This window comes from Flavobacterium sp. 2755, assembly GCF_031455715.1.
In the GTDB taxonomy this organism is placed as follows: domain Bacteria; phylum Bacteroidota; class Bacteroidia; order Flavobacteriales; family Flavobacteriaceae; genus Flavobacterium.
The window spans coordinates 378,562-402,983 of sequence record NZ_JAVDTG010000004.1 but is presented as its reverse complement, the minus strand read 5'-3'; the positions used below and the strand labels follow the sequence as shown (position 1 = coordinate 402,983).

Sequence of the window (24,422 nt, the reverse complement as noted above, 5' to 3'; positions counted from 1 at the left end):
CCTAAAATTATAAAAATAAAATTTGATTTGTTTTCTGTTTTTTGAATGAGCTAACATTAAAATTAATAGAGTTAATTTTCATTGATTTTAATGATGAAATTTGAATTAACAAAGATTATGAACTAATCTTAAATCAGTAAAATCATGAAAAGAGAACAAAAACACGAAACCGACTATATACAAAAATATCAGGATGAAGGCTATACAAAGAATTATTTATTCGATAATGGCTGTTTAATTGATGCAGAAACAAAATACGCTTACAAACCAGAAGAAATTTATATTGTAGCACATCACCGTTATGAAGGAATGAGCGATCCGGATGATATGTCCATTTTATATGTTATTGAAACAAAAGATCAGGAAAAAGGAACACATTTATTAGGATACGGCCCAACAGCAGATTTAGAAGAAGCTGAATTTTTTAAAGATATCCCAAAGAAAAATTATTCAAAAAACGCAGACATTAGTGAACTTACCTAAAATAAAATAGATAAGTATTTTTATTTTGCTGAGGAGCAGTTGTTCCAGATTTATTCTGGAGCAGCTGTTTTTTCTTTTTTTGAGCTTCGCTCGAAGGTTCAAAGCGACAGAGCGACAGAGTGACAAAGGTTTTTGTAGAGACGCACTGCAGTGCGTCTTTTCTAAAGATATTGAGAGAAGAACCTTTGTCACTTTGCAACTTTGAACCTTTGTCCCTACGCAGCTAAAAATTATGAAATTTCTGATTGAAATTGTATAAGGATTTGATTTGCAATAAGTACGAAATTTGGTTTATAGAAAATGAGGAAAGAACCATAAGTTGTTTGATTACAGAAATAAGTACAAAAACAACTTTTTTTAAAACCAAAGCAAATGAAAAAACTTTACATAAATACTGGAGGATTTGATGCCGTTTTTAACGACTTAAAAGACAGCTTTAGCGGAGAACTTACTGCTAACAACAATGAATATAATTTAGAGATTAAATCAAAATGGACAAAAGGTTCCATTAAAGGAAACCGATTTGATGATAAAGTTCTGTTCATGCATTTTGATCTTGAATTTGATCAGGAAGTTAGTTTAAGTATCGAATCTTTTAAAACAGCGCCTGTATTTTTTGTTTACTGTGAAAACGGAAACATAAGCCATAGTTTTGGTGCCAATGGAGAAAAGAAGGTTTTAAGCAAAAAACAATCGGCTGTTTTAAGTAATTCTTCGGTTATCAATAGTGTTTTGTATTTTGAAAGCCACAAACGCATTCAGTTTACATTACTGGGAATGCCGACTATTGAAAGTAAAAATACAGAATTGGTTACTCAGGTTAAGCAGCATTTTACAAACGATTCAGGAAATTATATTTACATAGGAAAAGAGAATTCCAGGATCTCAAAAAGAATAAAAGAATACGAAACCGTTCCACAAAAAGGACTTGTTGGAACACTGCTTAAAAAAAGTATTCTAAAAAATATTGTTGAAATAGAGGTAGAACAGCACAGTTTTAATTACCTAAGCACATTTGATCCTGTTGTTAATCTGGCAATGAAACCGATTAATGAAATCAAACGAATTTCAACCATGAATTTTTCTGAAATACTTGCCGCAGCAAGACATTTTAGAGCAAAATATCATTTTTCATTTAAACCATACAATCAAAAATTAGCTAGCTGACAAGCATTATATATATTAACTACTACTATTACGAAAAAAAACAGCTTTTCCTAAAGAAGCTGTTTTTTTTATTTAAAGGTTCTAAGGTTCTGAGATGCTGAGATTCTAAGTTTTTTTGCCCAGGGGTTTTACTGATTTAAAAGGGTTTACGCTGAGTTTTAATCTCGCAAAGGCGCAGAGACGCAAAGTTTTTTTTGTCACACATTATAAAGATTAAAGGATTTTTTGAATTGCCTCCAGCTTTAGCTGGAGGTTTTAGAATAGAATTTTAAAAAGGCTTTAACCAAAATATTGAGGTTTGGCTAAAGCCTTTTATGCGTTAATTATTTTTCCATCCAGCTAAAGCTGGACGCTATTAACTTAAAAAACTTTGCGTCTCTGCGCCTTTGCGAGATTAAAACTCAACACAAACCAAATTAAATTAAATCTGCGAAAACCCTTTTAAATCAGTAAAACCCGCGGGCAAAAAAACTCAGCATCTCAGATTACTCTTTTTCATAATAAATAATAAAATATACCATAACGAGATTCAGGCACAACGAAACGCTGTTTGTAATTATTATAGGGAGATCATTTTTTAAAACCCCGTAAATAATCCAAACTACGATTCCGAAAGTCAGAATGCTGAAAGTTTTAAGCGAAATATCTTTTACTTTCTTGGTTTTCCAAACCTTTAAAATCTGTGGAATTGTGGAGAGTGTAATGCAAGCTCCCGCAAATAATCCTATGATGTCTATGTAGTTCATTTTTTTTAAGGTTCTAAGGGGCTGAGAGGCTAAGGTTCTGAGTTTTTTTGCCCACGGGTTTTACGGATTAAACGGATTTGCACGGATTTCTTTTTTTGTTATACTGGCGAAGGAATGATGAAGAGCCTTACTTTGCGGATTCTCGCGTGCGATTTCTCCTCCGTCGAAATGACAAATAACCAGCGTAATCCTGTTTAATCCGTAAAATCTGTGGGCAATCTTATCATCCACCAACAAGTTCTCCGCCGTTAATATGAATAAACTGGCCGGTGATATAACTGCTGTCTTCGCATGCCAGGAAAACATACGCAGGTCCAACTTCAGAGGGCTGTCCGGCTCTTTCCATCGGATTATCTTTTCCGAAGTCAGAAAGCTTGTCAAAACTTGCCACGATCAAAGGCGTCCATATTGGTCCTGGCGCAACGCCATTTACCCTGATTTTTCTTTTGGCAAGCATCGTCGATAATGATCTTGTAAAACTTACAATAGCGCCTTTTGTACTCGAATAGTCTACTAAATGCTCGCTGCCGCGATACGCAGTTACAGAACTAGTATTAATAATCGTATCGCCTTCTTTTAAATACGGAAGTGCTGCTTTAGTAATATAGAAATACGGATAAATATTAGTTTCAAATGTTTTATGCAATTGCGCTGCGGTAATTTTTTCCAGTTCATTTTGCGGAAATTGAATAGCAGCATTATTCACCAACACATTTATAGTTTTAAAAGCCGTAATACACTTTTTAATAGCTTCTTTACAGAATTTCTCATCCTTCAAATCTCCGCTTATAAGCAGACATTGCTGTCCTTCTTTTTCAATCATCGCTTTGGTTTCCTTCGCATCTTTATCTTCTTTTAAATAAACAATGGCAATATTGGCACCTTCACGCGCAAAATGTACAGCAGCACTTCGGCCAATTCCGCTGTCGCCGCCGGTTATAAAAGCAGTTTTGCCCAGAAGTTTTCCGCTTCCGGTGTAGTTTTCTCTTATAATTTCCGGTTCGGGATTCATTTTATGTTCGTTTCCCGGAAGCTCTTGTTTTTGCTCGGGGAATGTTTTAGGCTTTTTCATAACATGTAATTTTAAACAACAAATTTTAACTATTAAAGTTAGCGGAATGACCAAGGAAAAAGAGGCTGTAACAATTTTTTGATTACCTCAATAAATTAAAAAGAAAGAAAAAAGCTATAATTATTTTAAGTTTTCCTCAAATGATAGAATTTTTAATACGCTGAGTTTCATAAATTCAATCAAGTTACGCAATAATACATGGGAATTATGTAACGAATTAGATACGGATGTGAAAAGTGAATGCTCCTTTTTTTTCTAAATTTGAAAGTTACACCAACTATATTTAAAATAGGATCAGATATTTTAAATAAGAACTCTTTCAAACCAATGATTCAATATTTTTTAACTCGTAACGCTTTATTCCCCATAACAGCATGGTATTAATTGTTGATGATATCAAGGTAAATATTATTGCCTTAAAGAAAACATTAGAACTTCACAATATTGACGTAGATACTGCCGAGTCTGGTGAAGAAGCCCTGAAGAAAATTTTAAAAACCAACTACTGTCTTATCATTATGGACGTTCAGATGCCCGGTCTTGACGGCTTCGAAGTAGTAAAAATTCTTTCTGGAAACAAACGAACCAAAGACATTCCTGTAATTTTTCTTTCGGCATTAAACATCGAAAAAAAATACATTTTTAAAGGTTATGAAAGCGGTGCGGTAGAATACATTACAAAACCTGTTGATACTGATTTATTAATGCTGAAGGTAAAAACCTTCATCAAAATCTATGAACAGCAAAATGAGCTTAAAGGCATAAAAGACCTTCTTTCTAAAGAAATCAAAATTAGAAAAGAAGCTCAGGATAATCTCGAAATTAAAATCGCGGAAAGAACCAAAGAACTGGTTTTGAAAAACGAAGAATTAGAGATGAAAAACCACGAATTACAGCAGTTTGCCTGGGTAGTTTCGCACGATTTAAATGAACCTATAAGGAAAATCCAAATCTTTATTAAAATAATCAAGGAACTTTATTTGAAAGAAGATGAAAAGGGAATTGATTATGTCGACAGGACCATAAAATCTGCCGAAAGAATGCAGACCCTTATTACAGATCTTCTCGCATATTCCAGATTATCAGCGCAGGTTAAACCGGAAGTTACAGATCTTAATGTAGTTTTACAGGAAGTTCTTTCCGATTTTGATTATTTAATTGAAAGAAAAAATGCGACTGTAAAAGCTACAGAACTCCCCACAATAGACAGTATTCCGAGTCAGTTAAGGCAGGTTTTTCAGAATTTAATTGGAAATGCTCTTAAATTCTCGGGTGGTGACGTACCGCCTTTAATCGAAATAACCTCTGAATTAATTGCCGATAAATCTTTTGACAGTCCAACCGCTCCAGAAGGTAAGTATTGCAGGATTGTGGTAAAAGATAACGGAATTGGTTTTGATGAAATTTATCTGGACCGAATTTTTATTATTTTCCAGAGTTTAAACGACCGACAGACTTATGAAGGAACCGGAATTGGTCTGGCAATTGCAAAAAAAATCATAGAAAAACACAACGGATTAATCACGGCAAGAAGTGAAGTAGGCAAAGGTGCCAGCTTTATTATTGTTCTTCCCCTAAAATACGAATAAATACAATCGAAAACCATGAATGGTAACTTTAAAAGAAATCTGCTAATCAGTTCATTAGTTTCATTATTAGTGCTTACTATTAGTTCTGTTGCATCGTTTATCAGCATTAAAAGCTTGTTATCCAGTAATTTTTGGGTAAACCATACTCAGGATGTTATTTATAACCTAAACGAAGGTTCGGCCATTATTACAGAAGCTCAAACGAGTATGCGCGGTTATTTATTAACCGGTGACGAACAGTTTGTAGACCGATTTAATGAATCTGAAGCTAAATCAAATACTTATTTTGAAAAGCTGGAAGAGCTTACTATTGATAATCCTTCACAGCAAAAACTGTTAAACGATTTAGCATCAAAGCGTTCCGGGTTCTTTAAATACCTCAATAATCAAATCGTAAAAAAGCGTTTAAACAAGGAAACACTGGCTTTCGACTTAAATGAAGGCAGGGTAATGATGGGCGATATTCGAGCGGTTATCAAAAAGATAGAAAACACAGAACAAAAACTGCTGGAAGAACGAAATGCAAGCTCAGAACGTTACGGTAATTATAGTTTAATTTTAATTATAGTGGCGTTTTTCATCGCTTTTATTATTTCAATAGTTTTCCTGATCAGAATTCTAAAAGATTATAACGAACGTTCTGCATTGCAAAAAGAGCTTGAGAAAAAAGATTTTGAAACAGCGCAGAGAATTGAAGCAATCAGTAACATAGCAACCAATATTTCAAAAGGAAACTACGATATTCGTGTAGACGATACAAAAGCCGATGCACTTGGAAGTGTAGGAGAATCTTTGAACACAATGGGAATTTCCCTTAAAAGCTCATTTGAACTTCTGTCTCAAAAAGAATGGCTTCAAACTGGAATTGCAGAGTTAAATAATGCTATGCTGGGCGAAAAAACAATGCAGAAACTCTCTAAAGATGTTATTGAGTTTTTATGCCAATATACAAACAGCAGCGCCGGAGTTTTATATATTATTGAAGAAAACGAATTAGTATCTTCTGGAGGATATAGCTATATACCGAGCAAAAACCGCGAACGCATTCGAAAAGGCGAAGGTTTAATTGGTCAGGCCATTTCATCTGGAAAAATATTAGAATTAAAAACATTATCTGCAGATGATATTCAAATAAATTATGCTTTAGGACAAGTTAAACCTACACATATTGTGGCGGTTCCGCTGCAGGATAACAAAATTGAAGGAGCAGTTGAATTAGCAAGTATTTACGGTTTTTCTGAACTGCATTTAGAGTTTTTGAGAAATGTAGCCAATAACATTGGAATCGCCTTAAAATCAACTCAAAACAGAAAAAGAGTATTAGAACTGCTGGAAGAAACAAAATCGCAGTCAGAAGAGCTTCAGACACAGCACAGCGAACTGGAAGCTATTAATGCGGAATTAGAAGCACAGACTGAAAAACTACAGGCTTCGGAAGAAGAATTACGCGTACAGCAGGAAGAATTGGAACAAACCAATGAAGAACTTTCGGAAAGAAGTGTTTTATTGGAAGAAAAAAACAATGAAATTCAAAAGAAATCAGAAGCTTTAGAATTAACAACACGCTACAAATCAGAGTTTTTGGCCAATATGTCACACGAATTAAGAACACCTCTTAATTCAATTTTGCTTTTAAGCCGTTTGTTATCAGAGAATAATAACAAAAGTATGAACAATGAAGAAATTGAATTTGCTAAAGTTATTCAGAGTTCAGGAAACAGTTTATTGGGTTTAATTGATGAAATTCTCGATTTATCTAAAATTGAAGCCGGTAAAATGGAATTAGAGTTTTTAGATATTTCGACTAAAGAAATCACAGATACACTTTGGAATCTCTTTAATTTGGTTGCCAAAGAAAAAGGAATTGAATTTGAAATTATTTCGAAAGAAGCGCCAATTGTCATTAAAACAGACAAAATGCGTTTAGAACAAATTCTAAAAAACCTGATTTCGAATGCTATTAAATTTACTGAAAAAGGAAAAGTTACGCTCGAAATCAAAATCAATACAGACGATGATAAAATTATCTGCTTCATTGTAAAAGATACCGGAATTGGAATTCCGTTAGAAAAACAGCCGCTGGTTTTCGAAGCATTCCAGCAGGCCGATGGTTCAACAAAACGTAAATATGGCGGAACTGGTTTAGGATTATCCATCAGCAGGGAATTGGCAAAACTGCTTAAAGGAGAAATTATCCTGCATAGCAGAGTTAATGAAGGAAGCAGCTTTACGTTATGTCTGCCAGTATTTGGATCTGCACTTAATAAAGTAAATGTCGACAAAATTCCTCCAACAGATTTTGTAGAATTAGAACCTGAAAAAGAAGAAGGAACGCCTGCAAAAAAATATATAAGCTCAACTATTCCAGATGAAATAGATGATGATAGAAATGCAATAATAGAAGGAGATAAGGTAATTTTAATAGTTGAAGACGATATCAATTTTGCAAAATCGCTTTTGGCTTTTTCACGAAACAAAGGTTATAAAGGAATTGTTGCCGTAAGAGGCGATCATGCCTTAAACTTTACTTTGCTGTATAAACCCGCTGGTGTTTTATTAGATATTGAACTTCCGGTAAAAAGCGGGTGGGAAGTTCTGGAAGAATTAAAAAATCATGCCGAAACCAAACATATTCCCGTTCATATTATGTCATCACATAAATTGAAACAGGAAAGTTTATTAAAAGGTGCAGTAGACTTTTTAGATAAACCGGTAGCATTTGATAAAATTCCGGATGTGTTTTTAAGAATTGAACACATTATTAATAAAGAAGCGCAAAAGGTTTTAATTATCGAAGACAACCCGAAACACGCCAAAGCATTGTCTTATTTCTTAGAAACGTACAATATCAATTCTGAGATAAAAAGCGAAGTTGCCGACGGAATTCAGGCCTTAAATAAAACAGAAGTTGACTGTGTAATTCTGGATATGGGAATTCCGGATAAACAAGCGTACCAAATTCTGGATGGCATTAAGAAAAATCCGGGCTTAGAGAAACTTCCGGTAATTGTCTTTACAGGAAAAAGTTTATCATTAAAAGAAGAAGTAAAAATTAAGAAATATGCTGATTCTATTATTGTAAAAACGGCTCATTCGTATCAAAGAATGTTAGATGAGGTTTCGTTATTCCTGCATTTAGTAGAAGATAAAAAAGAAGGAAAAAACCAAAAAGAAGGACATAAAAAGCTAAATTTACTAAATAACATTCTGCACGACAAAAAAGTACTGATCGTGGATGATGATGTTCGTAACATTTATTCGCTTACAAAAGCATTGGAAGTATTTAAAATGACAATCATTACAGCTTTTGACGGAAATGACGCCATTAAAGTTCTAAGCGAAAACCCAGATACCGATGTCGTTTTATTAGATATGATGATGCCGCATATGGACGGTTACGAAACTGCCGAAAAAATACGCGCCAATCCGAAGTTCTTAAATTTACCTGTAATAGCCGTAACCGCAAAAGCAATGACAGGCGACAGGGAAAAATGCATAAAAGCCGGCGCATCAGATTATATTACAAAACCGGTAGATGTTGACCAGTTATTATCGTTATTGCGAGTTTGGCTGTACGATAAAGTTTAAAAAGTAAAGAAAAGTTATGCCACAGATTAAAAGGATGTTCACAGATTATAAAAAAAATCTTTTTTAATCCTTTTAATCTGTGGCAAAAAAAATATAAAAGCAATATGAGTAAAAAACGACTTTTAATTGTAGATGATGATCCTAGAAACATTTTCGCATTAACACATACCTTACGTGTTAAGTCATACGATTGTTTGTCTTGTTCAAGTGCCGAAGATGCAATAAAGTTATTGAAAACGGACGAAATTATTGATGCAGTTTTGCTGGATATGATGATGCCCGAAATGGATGGTTATGAAGCTATTCCGCTAATAAAAGCCATTCCGTCAAGAAAATCAACTTTCGTAATTGCAGTTACAGCTCAGGCTATGACAGGCGACAAAGAAAAATGTTTAGAGGCTGGGGCAGATGATTACATCTCAAAACCGGTAGATGTTGATAAGTTACTGCTTATTTTAAGCAAAATTTGAATGTATTAGATTATGATTGAAGATATCGAATTAGAAACACTTATTAACGAAGTTTATGAATACTACGGTTTTGATTTTGGAAGTTATTCAAGAGCATCATTAAAAAGACGCGTATATAGGGTATATCAATTAGGCGGATTTGATCATTTTCACGAATTTCTCTCAAAAGTTCGTTCTGATCCTGAGTATTACAAAAAAATGGTCGACGAAATTACGGTCAATGTTACAGAAATGTTTCGTGACCCGACATTTTATGGTATTTTGCGAAACGAAATTTTACCGTTATTAGGCACAAAACCTTTTATCAGATTGTGGCATGCAGGCTGCTCTACTGGCGAAGAAGTCTATTCTATGGCTATAATGCTTAAAGAAGCAGGTTTATTGCATAAATCCCTTATTTATGCCACTGATATTAATGCCACAGTTTTAGAAACAGCCAAAAAAGGAATTTTCCCGCTCAGAATGATGAAAGAGTATTCACAAAATTACCGTGATGCAGGCGGGCAGGAAGATTTTTCGAGTTATTATACCGCCAATTACGGCATTGCAAAATTCAACGAAGAGTTATCCCAAAAAATGGTATATTCACAGCACAATTTAGTTTCAGATACTTCATTCAATGAATTTGACATTATTTTGTGCCGCAATGTTTTGATTTATTTTGACAGCGAACTTCAAAAAAGAGTTATTAATTTATTTGATGAAAGTTTAGCCGTTTTAGGTTTTTTGGCCTTAGGCACAAAAGAAACAATAAAGTATTCTATTTCTCCCGGCAAATACAAACAATTTGAAAAAGAGAAAATATGGAGGAAAATAAGATAATATCAAACTGCAGATTAGTAATAATAGGAGGATCGGCAGGGAGTTTAAATGCTTTAATGCGAATTTTACCCGAATTAACGGCACTGCATAATTATGCAATCGTAATTGTTGTACACCGCAAAAGCACAGACGATCAGACCTTAGAGGAATTAATTGCTTTAAAATCCAGTATTCCCGTAAAGCCAATAGAAGATAAAACCATTCTTATACCCGGTTTTGTATATATTGCGCCGTCTAATTATCATTTATTATTTGAAAAAGATGATACATTGGCACTAGATACCTCAGAAAAAATCAATTACAGCCGTCCAAGCATCGACGTTTCATTTGAATCGGCGGCAGAAATCTACGGAAGTTCTTTGGTTGGAATTCTATTTTCAGGTTCCAATACAGACGGAACTTCTGGATTACAAGCCATTCAGGAAGCCGGCGGAAAAATTGTAGTACAAAATCCACTTTCGGCAGATATGCCATTTATGCCCAATAATGCCATATTATTTACAACACCGGATTATGTTTTAACTAATGAAGAAATATTGGCATTACTCAACTCAATAAACCGTTGATTATTTTTTAGGCACTTCATCTTCAGGAAGAATAACTTTGTTCAGTTCTGCCTCTTTTTCAGCACGTTTTTGTGCAGCTTTTCCTTTCCCAATAGGTATTCCGGCAGTAAGATATAAAGATCTGTTATATACATTTGGTCCATCACCTTTCATAACAGGAACCAATCCGTAATAATATTGAATAGTTATGTTTAATCCGTTGCCCACATTCATGTGATATCCTGTACCAAAAGCAATTCCGGCATCAATAACACGAATCTGATCTCTGATTTTTTTCTTATAAACCACATCATTATCATTAATCTCATTTTTAAACTTATCAAAAGCCGAAGCCAAAAGTCCAAACTGAGGTCCTGTTTTAAGATAAATTCGATTTTTGAACTGATACTTAATCAAAATAGGCACATTAAAATATCGAATCTCACGATCAACAGTTCCCCCCGCAAAAGTATTGTCCAGATTTTCATCTTCTAAAGAATAAACGGGGATTTGCCGTGCGCCCATAGGAGATTTTACAATAACACCCGTATTAATCATCCAGGCCGGATTTTGCTTTGATTTTATATCAAAATAAAAACCAAGATTAAAACCGGGATTCAATCCGGAACTTTCCAGATTAGAAATATCAGAAAGATTGATACCGCCTTCTAAACCAAACTCTAAAAAAGGAGAATTTAGTTTATCACCAAAAATCAAAGAAATCAAAACCTGAGATTCCGCCTGATTCATACAAAAAAAAGTGACGAGTAATAATAAACCTTTTTTCATAAAAATAGGTTATAATCCAAAACGATATTGTAAACCAGCCAAAGCCTGCGTACGACTTGCCAGGAAACCTGCTTCAAGCCTAAACATAAAATGTTTATTGTATTGAAACTGCGTTCCCACAATAAAATTCCACATATCCTTAGGTCTTTTTTGCAGCGAATACTGAATTGTAGACTGATTTGCAGTACTCAAAGCGCCATCTAAAGTGGTTAAAAATGTACCAGCTCTTTCTAAAGCACGATTGGCAGTATTATGTTTGGCAATATTACCAGGATTTGCCTGCTGTGCAGGAGTTAAACCATTCCACCAGGTGTCGACTTTTGTTTGGTTTTCAGATACTTTTGTCAAACCGTTATCTACTTTACCCTGTGCCGTACTCAAATCGAAAATATCTGATAAAGCAAGATTTCCATTTGTACCGCCATTAATATGAACCCTGAAACCGCCAACCCAAACTGCAATATTTCGTTCCGGTTTACTAAGCTTAAAAGTTTTACCCAGTCTGGGACCAAAAACATAAGAAAACGCAGGTTTATCCAGCGCACTGATATCCGTCCAGGCCATATTCATATCTAATGCCAGCCAGCCGCCGCCAATACCAATTGTAGGCGTCATACCCAAACCAAAAGTAGTAGCATCAAAATTGGCAGATGTTCCAAAATTGGCCACTTCAGACCAATTATTGTCAGCATCAGGAATCCAGATTCCGGCATTTATTTTTGTTGTTGTATTGGCTTTGCCAAAAATTCCGTAAATATTCAAAAAAGGAAGTAACCAAATATCCGGTCTTATGGTCAATGCGCCGGCTTCGACAGAAGATTTATCGAAGCGTACTATTTCATCAAGATTATAAAGCGGGCCGTTATTAAAACCAACTTCTAAATTGCTTATCACAATCTCAGAATCCTGCCAAAAGTAGTTTACAGATAATCCCGCAGAATACGGTAAATTATATCCTTTTTGAGCTACTTTTTCTCCCCAAATAGGCAGAGCGTAGGGATATTTTTCTACTTTAAGACTATCTTTTAATTCCTGGTTTTTTTCTCCTACGATTTTATCGGTATAAACCTGACCGAAAAATGGAACACTAAATAATAAAAAAAGGGCTGATATTAGTTTTTTACATTTCATTGATTAGAGTGTTAATTGATTAAAATAAAACTGCTTGAATAATGATGTACTAATGTATTCTTAGGGAATTTCGGCTTATCTTTTGTTTTTAGAGGTGTATAAAATGAGGGTATTGAGAGGGATAATATGCGATAATATCGGTTAATTAGTGTTAAAGTTAACTAAAATTTCTTTTAAGAAGCACTATTTTTTAATAAAAATGCTTAAAAATCAATCTATTATGAGTTTTTTAGAGCCAGATTGAATAGCAAACAGAATAATATATTATTTTTACAGTCATGAAATGGATAGCAATTGTAATGTCAATTTATTTGATGGCACTTTCAAATATGCCCTGTGCAGATATGGAAGTGAACAGCGCTATGCATAAAACCGCCCAGTTTGCATCAGAAGAAAATCATTCGCACGATAAAGACAATGATTTATGTTCTCCATTTTGCGCCTGCAATTGCTGCGGTGCGCAGGTTTTAAGTTACCAGATAGCTGCAAACTTCGAATTTCCTTCGACTTACACCAAAATTTCAATTCCTTTACCCAATTACAATTCTGTATTTACTTCTAATTTCTGCGGAAGTATTTGGCAGCCCCCTCAAATAGCATAATGATATCCCGATAAATCGGGTTAGAGAACTGTGGACTTTCCACAAATGTATCAGGCAAACTTTTGTCTAAATTCTCATGTCATTATATATTTCAAATGCTAGATAAAATCATTCAGTTTAGTATACGAAACAAATTCGTTATACTATTATTTACCCTCGTTTTAATAGCGTGGGGAAGTTATTCGCTTAAACAATTACCGCTTGATGCCTTGCCGGACGTTACCAATAATCAGGTTCAGATTATCACCACAGCGCCCACTTTGGCAAGTCAGGAAGTAGAGCAGTTAATAACATATCCGCTGGAACAAGCTGTAAAAACCGTTCCAGATATTATAGAACTTCGCAGTATTTCCCGTTTTGGGTTATCTGTCGTTACCGTTGTTTTTGAAGACAATGTCGATATTTACTGGGCGCGAGAACAAATTTTTCAACGCTTAAAACAAGCCGAAGAAAACATTCCCGCTTATGCAGGTTCTCCGGAATTAGCGCCAATTACAACAGGTTTAGGTGAAATTTACCAATATGATGTGTACGCCAAAAAAGGCTACGAAAACAAATACGACGCCGTAAAACTAAGAACCATTCAGGATTGGATCATTATTCCACAATTGCAGGGAATTAGAGGCGTTGCCGATGTAAGTACCTGGGGCGGAAAACTAAAGCAATACGAAATCGCCGTAAACCCAAATACGCTAAACAGTCTGGGCGTAACGATTACCGAAATTTTTGATGCCTTAGAAAAAAACAATCAAAATACGGGAGGCGCTTATATAGAAAAAGATCAATATGCGTATTTCATTCGCGGTGTGGGAATGGCAAAAGGTGTAAAAGACCTTGGAAATGTCGTAGTTAAAAACAGAAACGGATCTCCCGTTTTGGTTCGTGATGTCGCTCAGGTTCGCGAAGGCGTTGCGTTACGTTACGGTGCATCAACAAAAGACGGAAAAGGAGAAATCGTTTCGGGTTTAGTTTTAATGCTGAAAGGCGAAAACTCCAGCGCAGTTGTAAACCGAATTCATGAAAGAATGATCCAGATTAATAAAAGCCTGCCTGAAGGTGTCGTTGCAGAAGCTTTTATTGACAGAGGAAAACTCGTAGATAACGCCATTGGAACTGTCACTAAAAATTTATTAGAAGGAGCTTTAATTGTCATTTTTGTACTGATTCTATTTTTAGGAAATCTTCGTGCCGGATTGATCGTTGCATCGGTAATTCCGCTGGCGATGTTATTTGCCATTATTTTAATGAATGCCTTTGGTGTAAGCGGAAACCTTATGAGTTTAGGCGCGATAGATTTCGGAATTATTGTTGATGGAGCTGTTATTATTGTAGAAGCTTCGATGCATCATCTGCAAAAACTCAAACGAAACAAAGAACTTTCGCAAGAAGAAATGGATGTTGAAATCTACAATTCGGCATCCAAAATTAGGAATAGTGCCGCTTTTGGAGAAATCATAATTCTAATTGTGTATTTACCAATTCTCGCTTTAATAGGAACCGAAGGTAAAATGTTTAAACCAATGGCCATGACAGTTGGTTTTGCCGTAATTGGAGCGTTTATGCTTTCGCTGACATATGTGCCAATGATGAGTGCATTATTTCTTTCGAAGAAAACAGAACATAAGGAAAACTTCAGCGATAGAATGATGCTTTGGTTTGAGAATTTATACACGCCATTTTTAAACAAAGCATTAGAATTCAAAAAAGTAGTTTTAGGAATTTCTCTCGGATTATTCGCTTTCGGATTAATTGTCTTTAATAATATGGGAGGAGAATTTATACCAACAATTGAAGAAGGAGACTTAGCCATTAATGCTTCAATCATGACAGGAAGTTCGCTTACGCAGATGGTGGAAACGACAACTAAATACGAACAAATTCTTAAAGCCAAATTCCCTGAAATTAAAACCATCGTAACCAAAATAGGAAGTGGTGAAATTCCAACTGATCCAATGCCGATAGAAAGCGGCGATTTGATTATTGTTTTAAAAGACAAAAAAGAATGGAAAGGCAAATACCATAATTGGGAAGAACTGGCAAATGCGATGAAAGAAGAAATGGAAGTAATTCCGGGCGCTAACATCGAAATTTCGCAGCCCATTCAAATGCGTTTTAACGAATTAATGACCGGAAGCCGAAGCGATATTGCCATCAAAATTTTTGGTGATGATCTTGAAATATTAGATTCAAAAGCATCAGAATTGATTTCGAAAATAAAAAGTATCGATGGAATCGGAGATCTAAAAGCCGATAAGATAACCGGACTGCCTCAAATCACAATTAAATACGACTACAATAAAATCGCTTTATACGGATTGAATATTTCAGATATCAATCAAATTATTCGTTCGTCGTTTGCCGGAGAAAGTGCCGGAAAAATCTACGAAGAAAGCAAACGTTTTGATGTTGTAGTAAGAATGGATCAGGAAAATCGGGCTGATATTACGGATGTGAGCAATTTATTTATTCCATTGCCAAACGGACAGCAAGTACCGCTTTCGCAAGTGGCAAGTGTTGATTATGAACAAGGCCCGGTACAGGTTACGCGCGAAGACGGAAAACGCCGAATTACCGTTGGCTTAAACGTCCGCGGCAGAGATATTAAAACCGTTGTTGAAGAAATTCAGCAGAAACTTGACAAAGATTTCAAACTACCTGCGGGTTATTATGTAACGTATGGCGGACAATTTGAAAATTTAATCGAAGCCACAAAACGACTTTCGGTTGCCTTACCAATCGCTTTAGGTTTGATTTTGATTTTACTGTATTTTACGTTTAAGAGCTATAAACAGGCACTTTTAATCTTTACAGCAATTCCATTATCTGCCATTGGTGGTGTATTTGCGCTTTCGCTGAGAGGAATGCCGTTTAGTATTTCGGCCGGAATTGGATTTATTGCCTTATTCGGAATCGCGGTTTTGAACGGAATTGTTCTGATTTCGTATTTCAATCAATTAAAATCAGAAGGAATTTTAGATCCGCTGCAACGAGTTATATTCGGAACCAAAACCAGATTACGTCCCGTTTTAATGACCGCAGCCGTAGCCTCTTTAGGATTTTTGCCAATGGCATTATCCACAAGCGGCGGGGCAGAAGTACAGAAACCTTTAGCAACCGTAGTTATTGGCGGTTTAATCTCTGCAACCTTATTAACGTTAATCGTTTTACCGATTTTGTATTTAATGTTAGAGAAGTTTAGCCGTAAAGTAAAATGATTTTTCACGCAGATTCTTCAGATTCAAGCAGATCAAATAGATTTAATTTTTAAAAATAACAAATAAATAATCTGCGCATATCTGCTTAAATCCTTTTAAATCTGCGTGAAACAAAAAATTAAAGAAAATGAAAAAGTTACTATATAATTTAAGAATAATAAACTTTGCGAACTTCGCGCATCCCTTGCGAACTTTGCGGTTAAGTGCATTCCTATTAGCAAGCACAGCGATATCAGCACAAAGTAAAATATCTTTAGAAAAAGCAATAGAACTTGCCAAATCAAACAACATCGACTTAAAAATTGCCGATAAAGAAATCGAAAAACAAACCCTTTTAAAGAAAACCGCTTTTCAACCCGATCCGTTGCAGATTCAATATCAAGGCGGACAATTTAACAGCGTTGATTTCGACCACAATATTTCAGTACAGCAATTTTTTCCGTTAGGAAACGTCACAAAAGCAAACATACAATTACAGGAAGAACTCGCAAAACTGGCAGAGAAACGAAAAGCTTTATCCTCTTACGAACTTGAAAAAGCGGTGACTTTAGCCTATCATCAATATTTATACGGAATTTCAATTCAAAAGTTAAACTCAGAATTAAACGAGATTTACACCAAATTCCTAAAGAACGCCGAACTCCGTTTTAAAACCGGAGAAAGCGGAAACATTGAAGTAATAAGTGCCAAAGCCAAAGTAAAAGAAATCGAAACGCAAAAGGAACAATTAAATTACGATTTGGCTATTTACCAAAGACAGCTTCAGTTTTTTGTGCAGACGAATGAAAATATCGTTCCAGATGAAACAACTTCACTGCAATATTCCTTTATAGAAAACAAAGATTCAAAAGCCGAAACGCTATTAACGGATTTTTACCAACAGCAGATTTCGGTTTACCAAAAAGAAGCAGGAACGTTTAAAGCCAACAGAACACCAAAATTAGGTTTAGGATATTTTGCACAAACGATCAATACCGAATCGTTGTTTCAGGGTTTCACCGCCGGATTACAGATTCCGATTTTTGGCGGTGTAAATACAGCAAAAGCCAAAGCATCAGAAATTAGTATTTCGCAGTCGCAATTGGCATTCGATAAAAACAAAATTATTCTGAACCTGCAAAAAGAAGAATTGCAGAATAACTTTCAAAAACAGCAAAAAAACTTAGATTATTATCAAAATGAAGGATTGCAATACGCCAACCAGATTATTGATACGGCACAAAAAAGTTATGCCAACGGCGACATGAGTTATTGGTCGTACATCAGTTTTTTAAATCAGGCAATTGATATCAAAAAACAACTTGCAGAAGCTACGCACAGTTTTAATCAAAGTGCCATTGAACTCCAATTCCCAACCATTAAAAACAATTAAAAATGAAAAATATATTTGATAATAGCTTAACCGCAAAGAGCGCTAAGGTTTCGCAAGGAACGCAAAGTTTAATTTCCTTGCGTGCTTTGCGCTTTTTCCTTGCGCTCTTTGCGGTTACCTTACTAAGCTGTAATGAGAAAAAAGCAGAAGAAACGCACGAAGAAGAAAAATCGCAGACAGAAGCCACATTAACGGAATCTCAATATAAAACCGTTGGCATTGAAACTGGATTTGTAGAAGAAAGAAACCTGAACAAAATCATCAAAGCCAATGGTTATACTACAGTTCCGCCGCAAAACTCAGCTGAGGTTTCGACTTTAATTGGCGGAACAGTAAAAGATATTTATGTTTTAGAAGGAACATTTGTCAATAAAGGAAAAGTTTTGGCAACGATTCAAAATCTGGAAGTAATTGAAATGCAGGAAGATTATCATTCGGCTACAGCCAATGTTGAATATCTGCAATTAGAATACAACCGTCAGAAAACATTGAGCGATGAAAACGTAAACCCGAGGAAAACATTTCAGGAAGTAAAAGCCAAATTAGCCGCAGAAAGAGCCCGTGCGCAGGCTGCAAAAAATAAGTTGGAAGCCTTGCATGTTGGCACAAAAGGAAGTTCCTCTTTAGTGCCAATTGTAGCGCCTATAAGCGGATATATTGGAAAAATCAGCATTGCTAAAGGCGCATTTGCACAAACGGGAGTTTCTTTGTTTGAGGTTGTAGATAACAGTCAGATGCATTTGGACTTGAATGTTTATGAAAAAGATTTAGGTTCTATTTCAATTGGTCAGGTAATTGATTTTGTGTTGACAAACCAATCGAATAAATCCATTAAAGGAAAGATTTTCGGAATCAATAAATCTTTTTCTAACGAAAGTAAAACCGTTGCAGTTCACGCCAAAATTGATCCTGCCGATGCTAAAGATTTGATTTCAGGAATGTATGTTTCCGCAAATATCAATATTGTAAATGCCACAGTTCCGGCTTTACCAAAAGACGCCGTTGTTCGAAATGCCGATAAATACTTTGTTTTTGTACAGGAAGAAGAACATAAAAACGAGAAAACAAAAGAAAAAGAAATTCATTTTAAAGCGATAGAAGTGATTCCCGGTACAACCGATTTAGGTTTTACAGAAGTTAAGTTTGTGGATAGAATTGAGCCTGACGCTAAAATTGTTACAGAAGGGGCTTTTTATCTGCTCTCTGCAATGAAGGGCGGGGGCGAGCATGAGCACTAATTTTTTTAGAGGTTCTAGGATCTAAGTTGCTGAGATACTAAGTTTTTTTAAAAGCTGGGGTGAAATAATCTCGCAAAGGCGCAGAGTCGCAAAGTTTATTTTCAATTGCCTCCAGCTTTAGCTGGAGGTTCTAAGCAGGAGTAAGAAAAGGCTTTAGCCAAAAATGCGCAAGTTTGGCTAAAGCCCTTGAAATTGACCTTTTTATGACCTCCAGCTAAAGCTGGAGGCAATTAAATCAAGCCAAAGACTTAAAAAACTTTGCGACTCTGCGCCTTTGCGAGATTATTTCACTTCAGCTTAAAAAAACTTAGTGCCTTTGTGGCAAAAAAAGCAAGATTAAAAAACAAACTTTGCTTAGGAACATTTACCACAAAGCTGTAAATTTAGAGCATTATTTAGACAAAGTTTGAACTTGTAACTTTAAACAAATAAAACTTGAAACTTTTCCTCCATGATACATCAAGATTTAGAAGTAAAAAATACTAAAAATAAAACCAAACCATCCTGCTGTTGTTCACACGACGAACCTGTACATTCTGATAATGACGGACATGACCACGGTCACGATCACGAACATGGAACCGAAGGGAGTTTGTTTAAATTATTCATGCCCTCTATTATATCTTTTATATTATTACTTATAGGAATTGGTTTTGATCATTATTTCCCTCAAAATTGGTTTTCAGGATATGTTCGAATCGCTTGGTATGCTATTGCGTATCTTCCCGTTGGACTTCCGGTTTTGAAAGAAGCTTATGAAAGTATTGTAAAAGGAGATGTTTTCTCCGAGTTTTTCCTAATGTGTATCGCAACAATTGGAGCATTTGCAATTGGCGAATATCCCGAAGGCGTTGCCGTTATGCTATTTTATACAATTGGAGAAACCTTTCAGGGAATGGCGGTTACAAAAGCAAAATCGAATATTAAAAGTTTACTCGATCAGCGTCCAGATGAGGTTAGTGTTTTAGAAAATAATATTGCAGTAAAAATAAAAGCTAAAGATGCTAAAATAGGCGATATTATTCAGCTTAAAGCGGGAGAAAAACTAGGTTTAGACGGCGAATTATTGTCAGATTCGGCTTCGTTTAATACCGCAGCTTTAACGGGAGAAAGTAAACCTGACACGAAAAAGAAAGGTGATACGGTCTTAGCCGGAATGATAAACGGAAACACAATTGCACAAGTAAGAGTGACAACGGCTTACAACGATAGTAAACTTTCGAAAATTCTGGAATTGGTTCAGAATGCCACAACTAAAAAAGCGCCAGCCGAATTGTTTATCCGCAAATTTGCCAAAATTTATACGCCAATTGTAGTGTATCTGGCAATTGCAATTTGTTTACTGCCAATGCTTTTTGTCGATAAATACGTTTTTAGCGACTGGTTGTACAGAGCTTTGGTTTTTCTGGTTATTTCTTGTCCGTGTGCTTTGGTTATCAGTATTCCGCTTGGTTATTTTGGCGGAATTGGCGCTGCGAGTAAAAACGGAATTTTATTTAAAGGAAGTAATTATCTCGATAGTATTTCGAAGATTCATAATGTGGTTATGGACAAAACCGGAACCATGACCAAAGGTGTTTTTAAAGTTCAGGAAGTCATTATAAAACCTGATTTTGATAAAGAGGAAATCCTGAAATTGGTTAATGTTTTAGAAGGTAAAAGTACACATCCCGTGGCAACGGCGATTCATAATTACGTTGGTGTGATTGATTCTTCTATCGAATTAAAAAATGTTGAAGAAATTTCCGGACACGGATTAAAAGCTGAAGTAAACGGAAAAGAACTGCATGTTGGGAATTTCAAATTACTGGATAAGTTTAATATTTCTTACGATATTGATCCAAGTTCAGTAGTTTATACCACGATCGCCATTGTTTACGATAATAAGTTTGCGGGTTATTTAACCATTGCCGATGAAATTAAAGCAGATGCGCAGGAAACAGTTTCGAAGCTAAAAGCATTAGGTGTAAAAGTTACGATGTTGAGCGGAGACAAAACGAATGTGGTTCAGTTTGTGGCCGATAAACTCGGAATAAAAAATGCTTTTGGAGATTTGCTTCCGGAAGATAAAGTCAATAAAGTAAACGAAATTAAAGCTAAAAACGAAACCGTAGCTTTTGTGGGAGATGGCGTAAACGATGCACCTGTTATCGCCTTAAGTACTGTAGGAATTGCAATGGGAGGTTTAGGAAGTGACGCCGCAATCGAAACCGCCGACGTTGTAATTCAGGATGACAAACCGAGTAAAATTGCAATGGCAATTAATATTGGGAAACAAACCAAAAAAATTGTCTGGCAGAATATTGGTTTGGCTTTCGTAGTAAAAGCTTTTGTACTTATTCTTGGCGCGGGTGGACTTGCCACAATGTGGGAAGCGGTTTTTGCCGATGTTGGTGTAGCTTTACTGGCGATTTTAAATGCAGTCAGAATTCAGAGAATGAAGTTTTAATATAAAAGAGCAGTGATTAAAGATTTATTCACTGCTTTTTTTAAAATTAGAATTAAAAATTATCCTTCGAAAACTGTTCGCAAAACTCTTTTATAGTTTGTCTTACAGTTCTAAATTCCTGTAAAATTTCTTCTTCAGTTCCTGCTGCTTTAGCGGGATCACTAAAGTTTTGATGTATTTTTTGAGCTTTTGACGGAAAGAACGGGCAGCGCTCTTTTGCATTATCACAAACCGTAATTACAAAATCAAAATCTATAGTTTGGTATTCATCAACATGATTTGAAGTATGGTTAGAAATGTCAATTCCATCTTCTTTCATCGTTATAATGGCTCTTGGATTAACTCCGTGCGTTTCTATTCCAGCACTGTAAACTTTGGCTTTATCGCCTGAAAAATGTTTTAAATAACCCTCGGCAATCTGACTTCTGCAGCTGTTTCCTGTGCAGAGTACTAAAATGTTTTTTGTCATAATTTAAACTAGTAACCAAATGATATTGATGATGCAGAATTTTGGCTCAAAGCCAAAAATAAGCTGCAGCACAATTACAGATGTTGTGATGATAATAGGTTTCTTGTATTTAATTATTTGATGTTTCATGATTAGCAGCAACCCGAATTTGGCGAGCAGCTATTACTTTCACTTTTGTAAAGTTCAGTTAAAGCTATTTTTTCTTTTGATGCAGGAACGCCGCATGCTTCTTGTGCCAGACAGGCCGTAGTTTTGTTTTTTAGAATAAAATGAGTTCCGTTAAATTCTAAATCATATCTTCCGATGGTTTCATTTTGATATTCAACTTCAATTTCCAAATCTTGAATGTTTAATTTTTCTTCTGATAATTTAATGATATTCAAAAGTTTACCTGGTTTCAATCGGTGTTCAAAATCATTGGCATTCCACAACTGAAAATTAACGGCACTTTCATCGCGAATAACGCCGCCGCAGTCAATAAATTTTTTATTGGTAGTTCCAATTTCGGTTACATGAAAATGTTCAGGAACAAAAGCTCCGTTTTCTAATTGAAATACAACATTTTCCAGATTTGGAAGAATGTTTTTAATGTCTGATAGTTTCATTGTTTTTTTTGTTTAATAGTTATAATGCAATATTGCGATATAGGTTTTCAAAAAAAGGTTTAACAGCATTTCTGTTCTTTTGTAACGGCAATAATATTTGAGAAATAAGCTTTTAAGATATCAAAAGTACTTTCGTCAATACAGTAGCAAATAGCATTTCCTTCGATATTTCCTTTTATAAGTCCGGCATTTTTTAATTCTTTTAAATGCTGCGAAACAGTAGGCTGGGCAAGTGGAAGTTCGTTTACAATATCACCACAAATGCATTCATTTACTTTCAAAAGATATTCAATAATAGCAATTCTTGCCGGATGTCCCAAAGCTTTAGCAATTGTAGCAATCTGATTTTGTTTATCTGTAAAATGTTCTGTTTTAGTTGCTCCCATTTTATTTTAATTTTAATATAGCAATATTACGATATAGTTTTTAAAAGAACAAATCATTTTTAATAAAATTTATTCGTCATATTCAGGTTCTTGATCTAAAAATAATAAAAGCTTATTTGCTCTGATATAATCATATTGTTTTTTTGTGAGAAAGATAACTTTTGAGCCTTCTCCTCCGGTATGTAAATCGTAAAATTTCCCGTTGAGTTTATTTTCAGCTGCAACAAGTTCTATAAATTCAAAAAAGTATGAATCAATAAAATAATCGCTTATCCTAAGAACTTTAGTATAAGATTTATTTCCGACTTTAAATTTTAACGTTGACTTTTTAGTTTTTTTGTCAAAAATGTTTGAAATATTGGTTGGATTAAATTGATTATGAGAAATCTTTGAGTATTCTTTTGTTAATTCAGCATACGAATCTTTAAAATTTGGAAGGCTATTAGGAATTGAATATATGATGTTTGGAAAAGCAGAAAGAATTTCGATATAATTATTGTTTTCCTGCTCTGCAACATTTTCTTTTCCCAGATTGATTTGAGCGGCACTTAGATTTGAAAATAACCCAATGTTTGAATATTCTTCTATGACTTTGTCGATTTGTGAAGTTGTAAACTTCTTTTTGTAATCCTCCTGACTTGGTATGATATAAGTTTCGCGTATCGTCAGTGCTTTTTCTTGTTCTTGTGTTAACATCATTATACCAAGAACTTCCGGGTAAGTTTCATCTACATTAAATTTAATTTCATGAAGTCTATACGGAGAATGCTGATCATTCAAAATTTTATTGAAAATTTGATAATAATCTCTAAAACCTATTTTTCTTGCTGAAAAGTGGTCTTTTGATACTATTTCTAATCGATAAGAACTTTTCTGTCTGTAAATTTTTCCACCTGATTTTAACGATACAATAAAATCATAAAATTTATAATCTTCGTCATTATCTAAATTTTTGGCATCAAAAACAATTTTGAGCTCAAAATCAGTAATATTTAATTCTGGGGCTAAAGAAGCTGTCTTTTTATAAATGGCTTCTAAATACTCTTTTGGTTCATTTGTATCATCCTTTGTGTCAATAGTTATAGATTTTTCACAATACAAAAGTAAATCAGTATGTTCTTTTATTTTTTCCTCACCTATCGCAGCAATAAGACTTTCATATTTGGTATCTGCTATTTTGTATTCTTTAAGAAAATTTGCAAATTTTTTAAGCCTTTCTAAGTGATCTGCATTTAAGGTCTTATTTGTAATATCTTTTAAAAATTGTATTTTATAACTATACGAATTATTATTTATTTGCTGTTGAAAATAGCTGAATTGTTTTTCATTAATTAGATCGCATTTTTTCAGTTTGAAAAGATAATCGCTAAGTTCGATATTTTCTTTTTTTTGTTCTTCTTTAGTAAGTTGTTTATCTTCAATCGCAACCATATCAGTTATAACTTCAAAATAAAAGTGACCATTTAGTTTTTTAAATTCATACTGAAACAATCCATATAAGTAGGAAGTTTTATTTTCCATCTTAAAGTCGAGTTGTTTTAGTTCAAAATCGCTAACATCTTCTTGGTTAATAAGTTGATTGTCGATTAACTTTTGTAAAGTTAAATCTTTTGATTGCGCATTTGTAAAATTGCTAGTTAAAAGCAGTAATAAGATAATTCGCTGAAATAGTTTTTTCATTTTA

21 protein-coding genes are annotated in these 24,422 nt (G+C 34.7%); 12 read left to right on the top strand and 9 right to left on the bottom strand.

From position 1 onward, the window contains the following. Positions 1–144 precede the first annotated feature (144 nt). On the top strand, positions 145–483 hold the full coding sequence (locus tag J2Y38_RS11985; protein ID WP_309842730.1) for a hypothetical protein: 339 nt from the start codon (positions 145–147) through the stop codon (positions 481–483). A gap of 372 nt (positions 484–855) precedes the next feature. Then, positions 856–1,650, top strand: a complete 795-nt coding sequence (locus J2Y38_RS11980; protein WP_309842728.1) for a hypothetical protein — start codon at positions 856–858, stop codon at positions 1,648–1,650. 485 nt (positions 1,651–2,135) lie between these two features. On the opposite strand, the gene J2Y38_RS11975 is transcribed toward J2Y38_RS11980, so the two are convergent. After that, positions 2,136–2,396, bottom strand: coding sequence for a SemiSWEET transporter (locus tag J2Y38_RS11975; protein ID WP_309842726.1), 261 nt, complete (start codon positions 2,394–2,396; stop codon positions 2,136–2,138). A gap of 223 nt (positions 2,397–2,619) precedes the next feature. Continuing rightward, entirely contained in the window at positions 2,620–3,468 is an 849-nt protein-coding gene (locus J2Y38_RS11970) for an SDR family oxidoreductase (protein ID WP_309842724.1), read from the bottom strand. Positions 3,469–3,842: 374 nt separating this feature from the next. On the opposite strand from J2Y38_RS11970, the gene J2Y38_RS11965 reads away from it, so the two are divergent. The 5 genes from J2Y38_RS11965 (at position 3,843) to J2Y38_RS11945 (ending at position 10,503) form a co-directional block, all read left to right on the top strand. Next, positions 3,843–5,057, top strand: coding sequence for a response regulator (locus J2Y38_RS11965; RefSeq protein WP_309842721.1), 1,215 nt, complete (start codon positions 3,843–3,845; stop codon positions 5,055–5,057). A gap of 15 nt (positions 5,058–5,072) precedes the next feature. Continuing rightward, entirely contained in the window at positions 5,073–8,645 is a 3,573-nt protein-coding gene (locus J2Y38_RS11960; protein ID WP_309842718.1) for a response regulator, read from the top strand. Between the two features lie 104 nt (positions 8,646–8,749). Beyond that, positions 8,750–9,115: a response regulator gene (locus J2Y38_RS11955; protein ID WP_309842716.1), complete on the top strand. Its 366-nt coding sequence runs from the start codon at positions 8,750–8,752 to the stop codon at positions 9,113–9,115. A gap of 12 nt (positions 9,116–9,127) precedes the next feature. Further along, positions 9,128–9,937, top strand: coding sequence for a protein-glutamate O-methyltransferase CheR (locus J2Y38_RS11950; RefSeq protein ID WP_309842714.1), 810 nt, complete (start codon positions 9,128–9,130; stop codon positions 9,935–9,937). Further along, complete coding sequence (locus tag J2Y38_RS11945) at positions 9,919–10,503, top strand: chemotaxis protein CheB (protein WP_309842712.1); 585 nt, start codon at positions 9,919–9,921, stop codon at positions 10,501–10,503. The genes J2Y38_RS11950 and J2Y38_RS11945 overlap by 19 nt, the downstream gene beginning before the upstream one ends. On the opposite strand, the gene J2Y38_RS11940 is transcribed toward J2Y38_RS11945, so the two are convergent. Both J2Y38_RS11940 and J2Y38_RS11935 read right to left on the bottom strand, forming a co-directional pair. Beyond that, on the bottom strand, positions 10,504–11,271 hold the full coding sequence (locus J2Y38_RS11940; RefSeq protein ID WP_309842710.1) for a porin family protein: 768 nt from the start codon (positions 11,269–11,271) through the stop codon (positions 10,504–10,506). Between the two features lie 9 nt (positions 11,272–11,280). Beyond that, the gene (locus J2Y38_RS11935) at positions 11,281–12,402 is read right to left on the bottom strand and encodes a hypothetical protein (protein ID WP_309842708.1); all 1,122 of its coding nucleotides are present in this window, start codon (positions 12,400–12,402) and stop codon (positions 11,281–11,283) included. A 278-nt stretch (positions 12,403–12,680) separates the two neighbouring features. Here J2Y38_RS11935 and J2Y38_RS11930 point away from each other — a divergent pair, with 278 nt between their 5' ends. The 5 genes from J2Y38_RS11930 (at position 12,681) to J2Y38_RS11910 (ending at position 21,278) form a co-directional block, all read left to right on the top strand. After that, on the top strand, positions 12,681–13,004 hold the full coding sequence (locus J2Y38_RS11930) for a DUF6660 family protein (RefSeq protein ID WP_309842706.1): 324 nt from the start codon (positions 12,681–12,683) through the stop codon (positions 13,002–13,004). A gap of 95 nt (positions 13,005–13,099) precedes the next feature. Then, a complete protein-coding gene (locus J2Y38_RS11925; RefSeq protein ID WP_309842704.1) occupies positions 13,100–16,219 on the top strand; it encodes a CusA/CzcA family heavy metal efflux RND transporter in 3,120 nt (1,039 codons plus the stop codon). Positions 16,220–16,346: 127 nt separating this feature from the next. Beyond that, the gene (locus J2Y38_RS11920) at positions 16,347–17,591 is read left to right on the top strand and encodes a TolC family protein (protein ID WP_309842702.1); all 1,245 of its coding nucleotides are present in this window, start codon (positions 16,347–16,349) and stop codon (positions 17,589–17,591) included. A 2-nt stretch (positions 17,592–17,593) separates the two neighbouring features. Next, positions 17,594–18,829: an efflux RND transporter periplasmic adaptor subunit gene (locus J2Y38_RS11915; protein WP_309842700.1), complete on the top strand. Its 1,236-nt coding sequence runs from the start codon at positions 17,594–17,596 to the stop codon at positions 18,827–18,829. Between the two features lie 451 nt (positions 18,830–19,280). Beyond that, positions 19,281–21,278 carry a heavy metal translocating P-type ATPase gene (locus J2Y38_RS11910; RefSeq protein ID WP_309842697.1) on the top strand — a complete coding sequence of 666 codons (1,998 nt, stop codon included), beginning with the start codon at positions 19,281–19,283 and terminating at the stop codon, positions 21,276–21,278. Between the two features lie 52 nt (positions 21,279–21,330). Here J2Y38_RS11910 and J2Y38_RS11905 read toward each other — a convergent pair whose 3' ends face one another. The 5 genes from J2Y38_RS11905 to J2Y38_RS11885 form a co-directional block, all read right to left on the bottom strand. Continuing rightward, positions 21,331–21,747 (bottom strand): arsenate reductase ArsC, encoded by a 417-nt coding sequence (locus J2Y38_RS11905; RefSeq protein WP_309842695.1) that lies wholly within the window; start codon positions 21,745–21,747, stop codon positions 21,331–21,333. Positions 21,748–21,750: 3 nt separating this feature from the next. Beyond that, entirely contained in the window at positions 21,751–21,876 is a 126-nt protein-coding gene (locus tag J2Y38_RS11900) for a hypothetical protein (RefSeq protein WP_309842693.1), read from the bottom strand. Between the two features lie 2 nt (positions 21,877–21,878). Then, positions 21,879–22,352, bottom strand: a complete 474-nt coding sequence (locus J2Y38_RS11895) for a DUF6428 family protein (protein ID WP_309842690.1) — start codon at positions 22,350–22,352, stop codon at positions 21,879–21,881. 59 nt (positions 22,353–22,411) lie between these two features. Beyond that, positions 22,412–22,738, bottom strand: coding sequence for a helix-turn-helix transcriptional regulator (locus tag J2Y38_RS11890; RefSeq protein WP_291144305.1), 327 nt, complete (start codon positions 22,736–22,738; stop codon positions 22,412–22,414). A gap of 69 nt (positions 22,739–22,807) precedes the next feature. Next, positions 22,808–24,418, bottom strand: coding sequence for a hypothetical protein (locus tag J2Y38_RS11885; protein ID WP_309842687.1), 1,611 nt, complete (start codon positions 24,416–24,418; stop codon positions 22,808–22,810). Positions 24,419–24,422 lie beyond the last annotated feature (4 nt).

Excerpts from the sequence above, each read along its gene's own strand:
- J2Y38_RS11970 (WP_309842724.1), bottom strand. The coding sequence starts at position 3,468 with ATGAAAAAGCCTAAAACATTCCCCGAGCAAAAACAAGAGCTTCCGGGA.
- J2Y38_RS11905 (WP_309842695.1), bottom strand. The coding sequence starts at position 21,747 with ATGACAAAAAACATTTTAGTACTCTGCACAGGAAACAGCTGCAGAAGT.
- J2Y38_RS11945 (WP_309842712.1), top strand. The coding sequence starts at position 9,919 with ATGGAGGAAAATAAGATAATATCAAACTGCAGATTAGTAATAATAGGA.
- J2Y38_RS11960 (WP_309842718.1), top strand. The coding sequence starts at position 5,073 with ATGAATGGTAACTTTAAAAGAAATCTGCTAATCAGTTCATTAGTTTCA.
- J2Y38_RS11920 (WP_309842702.1), top strand. The coding sequence starts at position 16,347 with ATGAAAAAGTTACTATATAATTTAAGAATAATAAACTTTGCGAACTTC.
- J2Y38_RS11965 (WP_309842721.1), top strand. The coding sequence starts at position 3,843 with ATGGTATTAATTGTTGATGATATCAAGGTAAATATTATTGCCTTAAAG.
- J2Y38_RS11935 (WP_309842708.1), bottom strand. The coding sequence starts at position 12,402 with ATGAAATGTAAAAAACTAATATCAGCCCTTTTTTTATTATTTAGTGTT.
- J2Y38_RS11925 (WP_309842704.1), top strand. The coding sequence starts at position 13,100 with ATGCTAGATAAAATCATTCAGTTTAGTATACGAAACAAATTCGTTATA.
- J2Y38_RS11975 (WP_309842726.1), bottom strand. The coding sequence starts at position 2,396 with ATGAACTACATAGACATCATAGGATTATTTGCGGGAGCTTGCATTACA.
- J2Y38_RS11980 (WP_309842728.1), top strand. The coding sequence starts at position 856 with ATGAAAAAACTTTACATAAATACTGGAGGATTTGATGCCGTTTTTAAC.
- J2Y38_RS11950 (WP_309842714.1), top strand. The coding sequence starts at position 9,128 with ATGATTGAAGATATCGAATTAGAAACACTTATTAACGAAGTTTATGAA.
- J2Y38_RS11985 (WP_309842730.1), top strand. The coding sequence starts at position 145 with ATGAAAAGAGAACAAAAACACGAAACCGACTATATACAAAAATATCAG.
- J2Y38_RS11910 (WP_309842697.1), top strand. The coding sequence starts at position 19,281 with ATGATACATCAAGATTTAGAAGTAAAAAATACTAAAAATAAAACCAAA.
- J2Y38_RS11955 (WP_309842716.1), top strand. The coding sequence starts at position 8,750 with ATGAGTAAAAAACGACTTTTAATTGTAGATGATGATCCTAGAAACATT.
- J2Y38_RS11900 (WP_309842693.1), bottom strand. The coding sequence starts at position 21,876 with ATGAAACATCAAATAATTAAATACAAGAAACCTATTATCATCACAACA.
- J2Y38_RS11940 (WP_309842710.1), bottom strand. The coding sequence starts at position 11,271 with ATGAAAAAAGGTTTATTATTACTCGTCACTTTTTTTTGTATGAATCAG.
- J2Y38_RS11885 (WP_309842687.1), bottom strand. The coding sequence starts at position 24,418 with ATGAAAAAACTATTTCAGCGAATTATCTTATTACTGCTTTTAACTAGC.
- J2Y38_RS11895 (WP_309842690.1), bottom strand. The coding sequence starts at position 22,352 with ATGAAACTATCAGACATTAAAAACATTCTTCCAAATCTGGAAAATGTT.
- J2Y38_RS11915 (WP_309842700.1), top strand. The coding sequence starts at position 17,594 with ATGAAAAATATATTTGATAATAGCTTAACCGCAAAGAGCGCTAAGGTT.
- J2Y38_RS11890 (WP_291144305.1), bottom strand. The coding sequence starts at position 22,738 with ATGGGAGCAACTAAAACAGAACATTTTACAGATAAACAAAATCAGATT.
- J2Y38_RS11930 (WP_309842706.1), top strand. The coding sequence starts at position 12,681 with ATGAAATGGATAGCAATTGTAATGTCAATTTATTTGATGGCACTTTCA.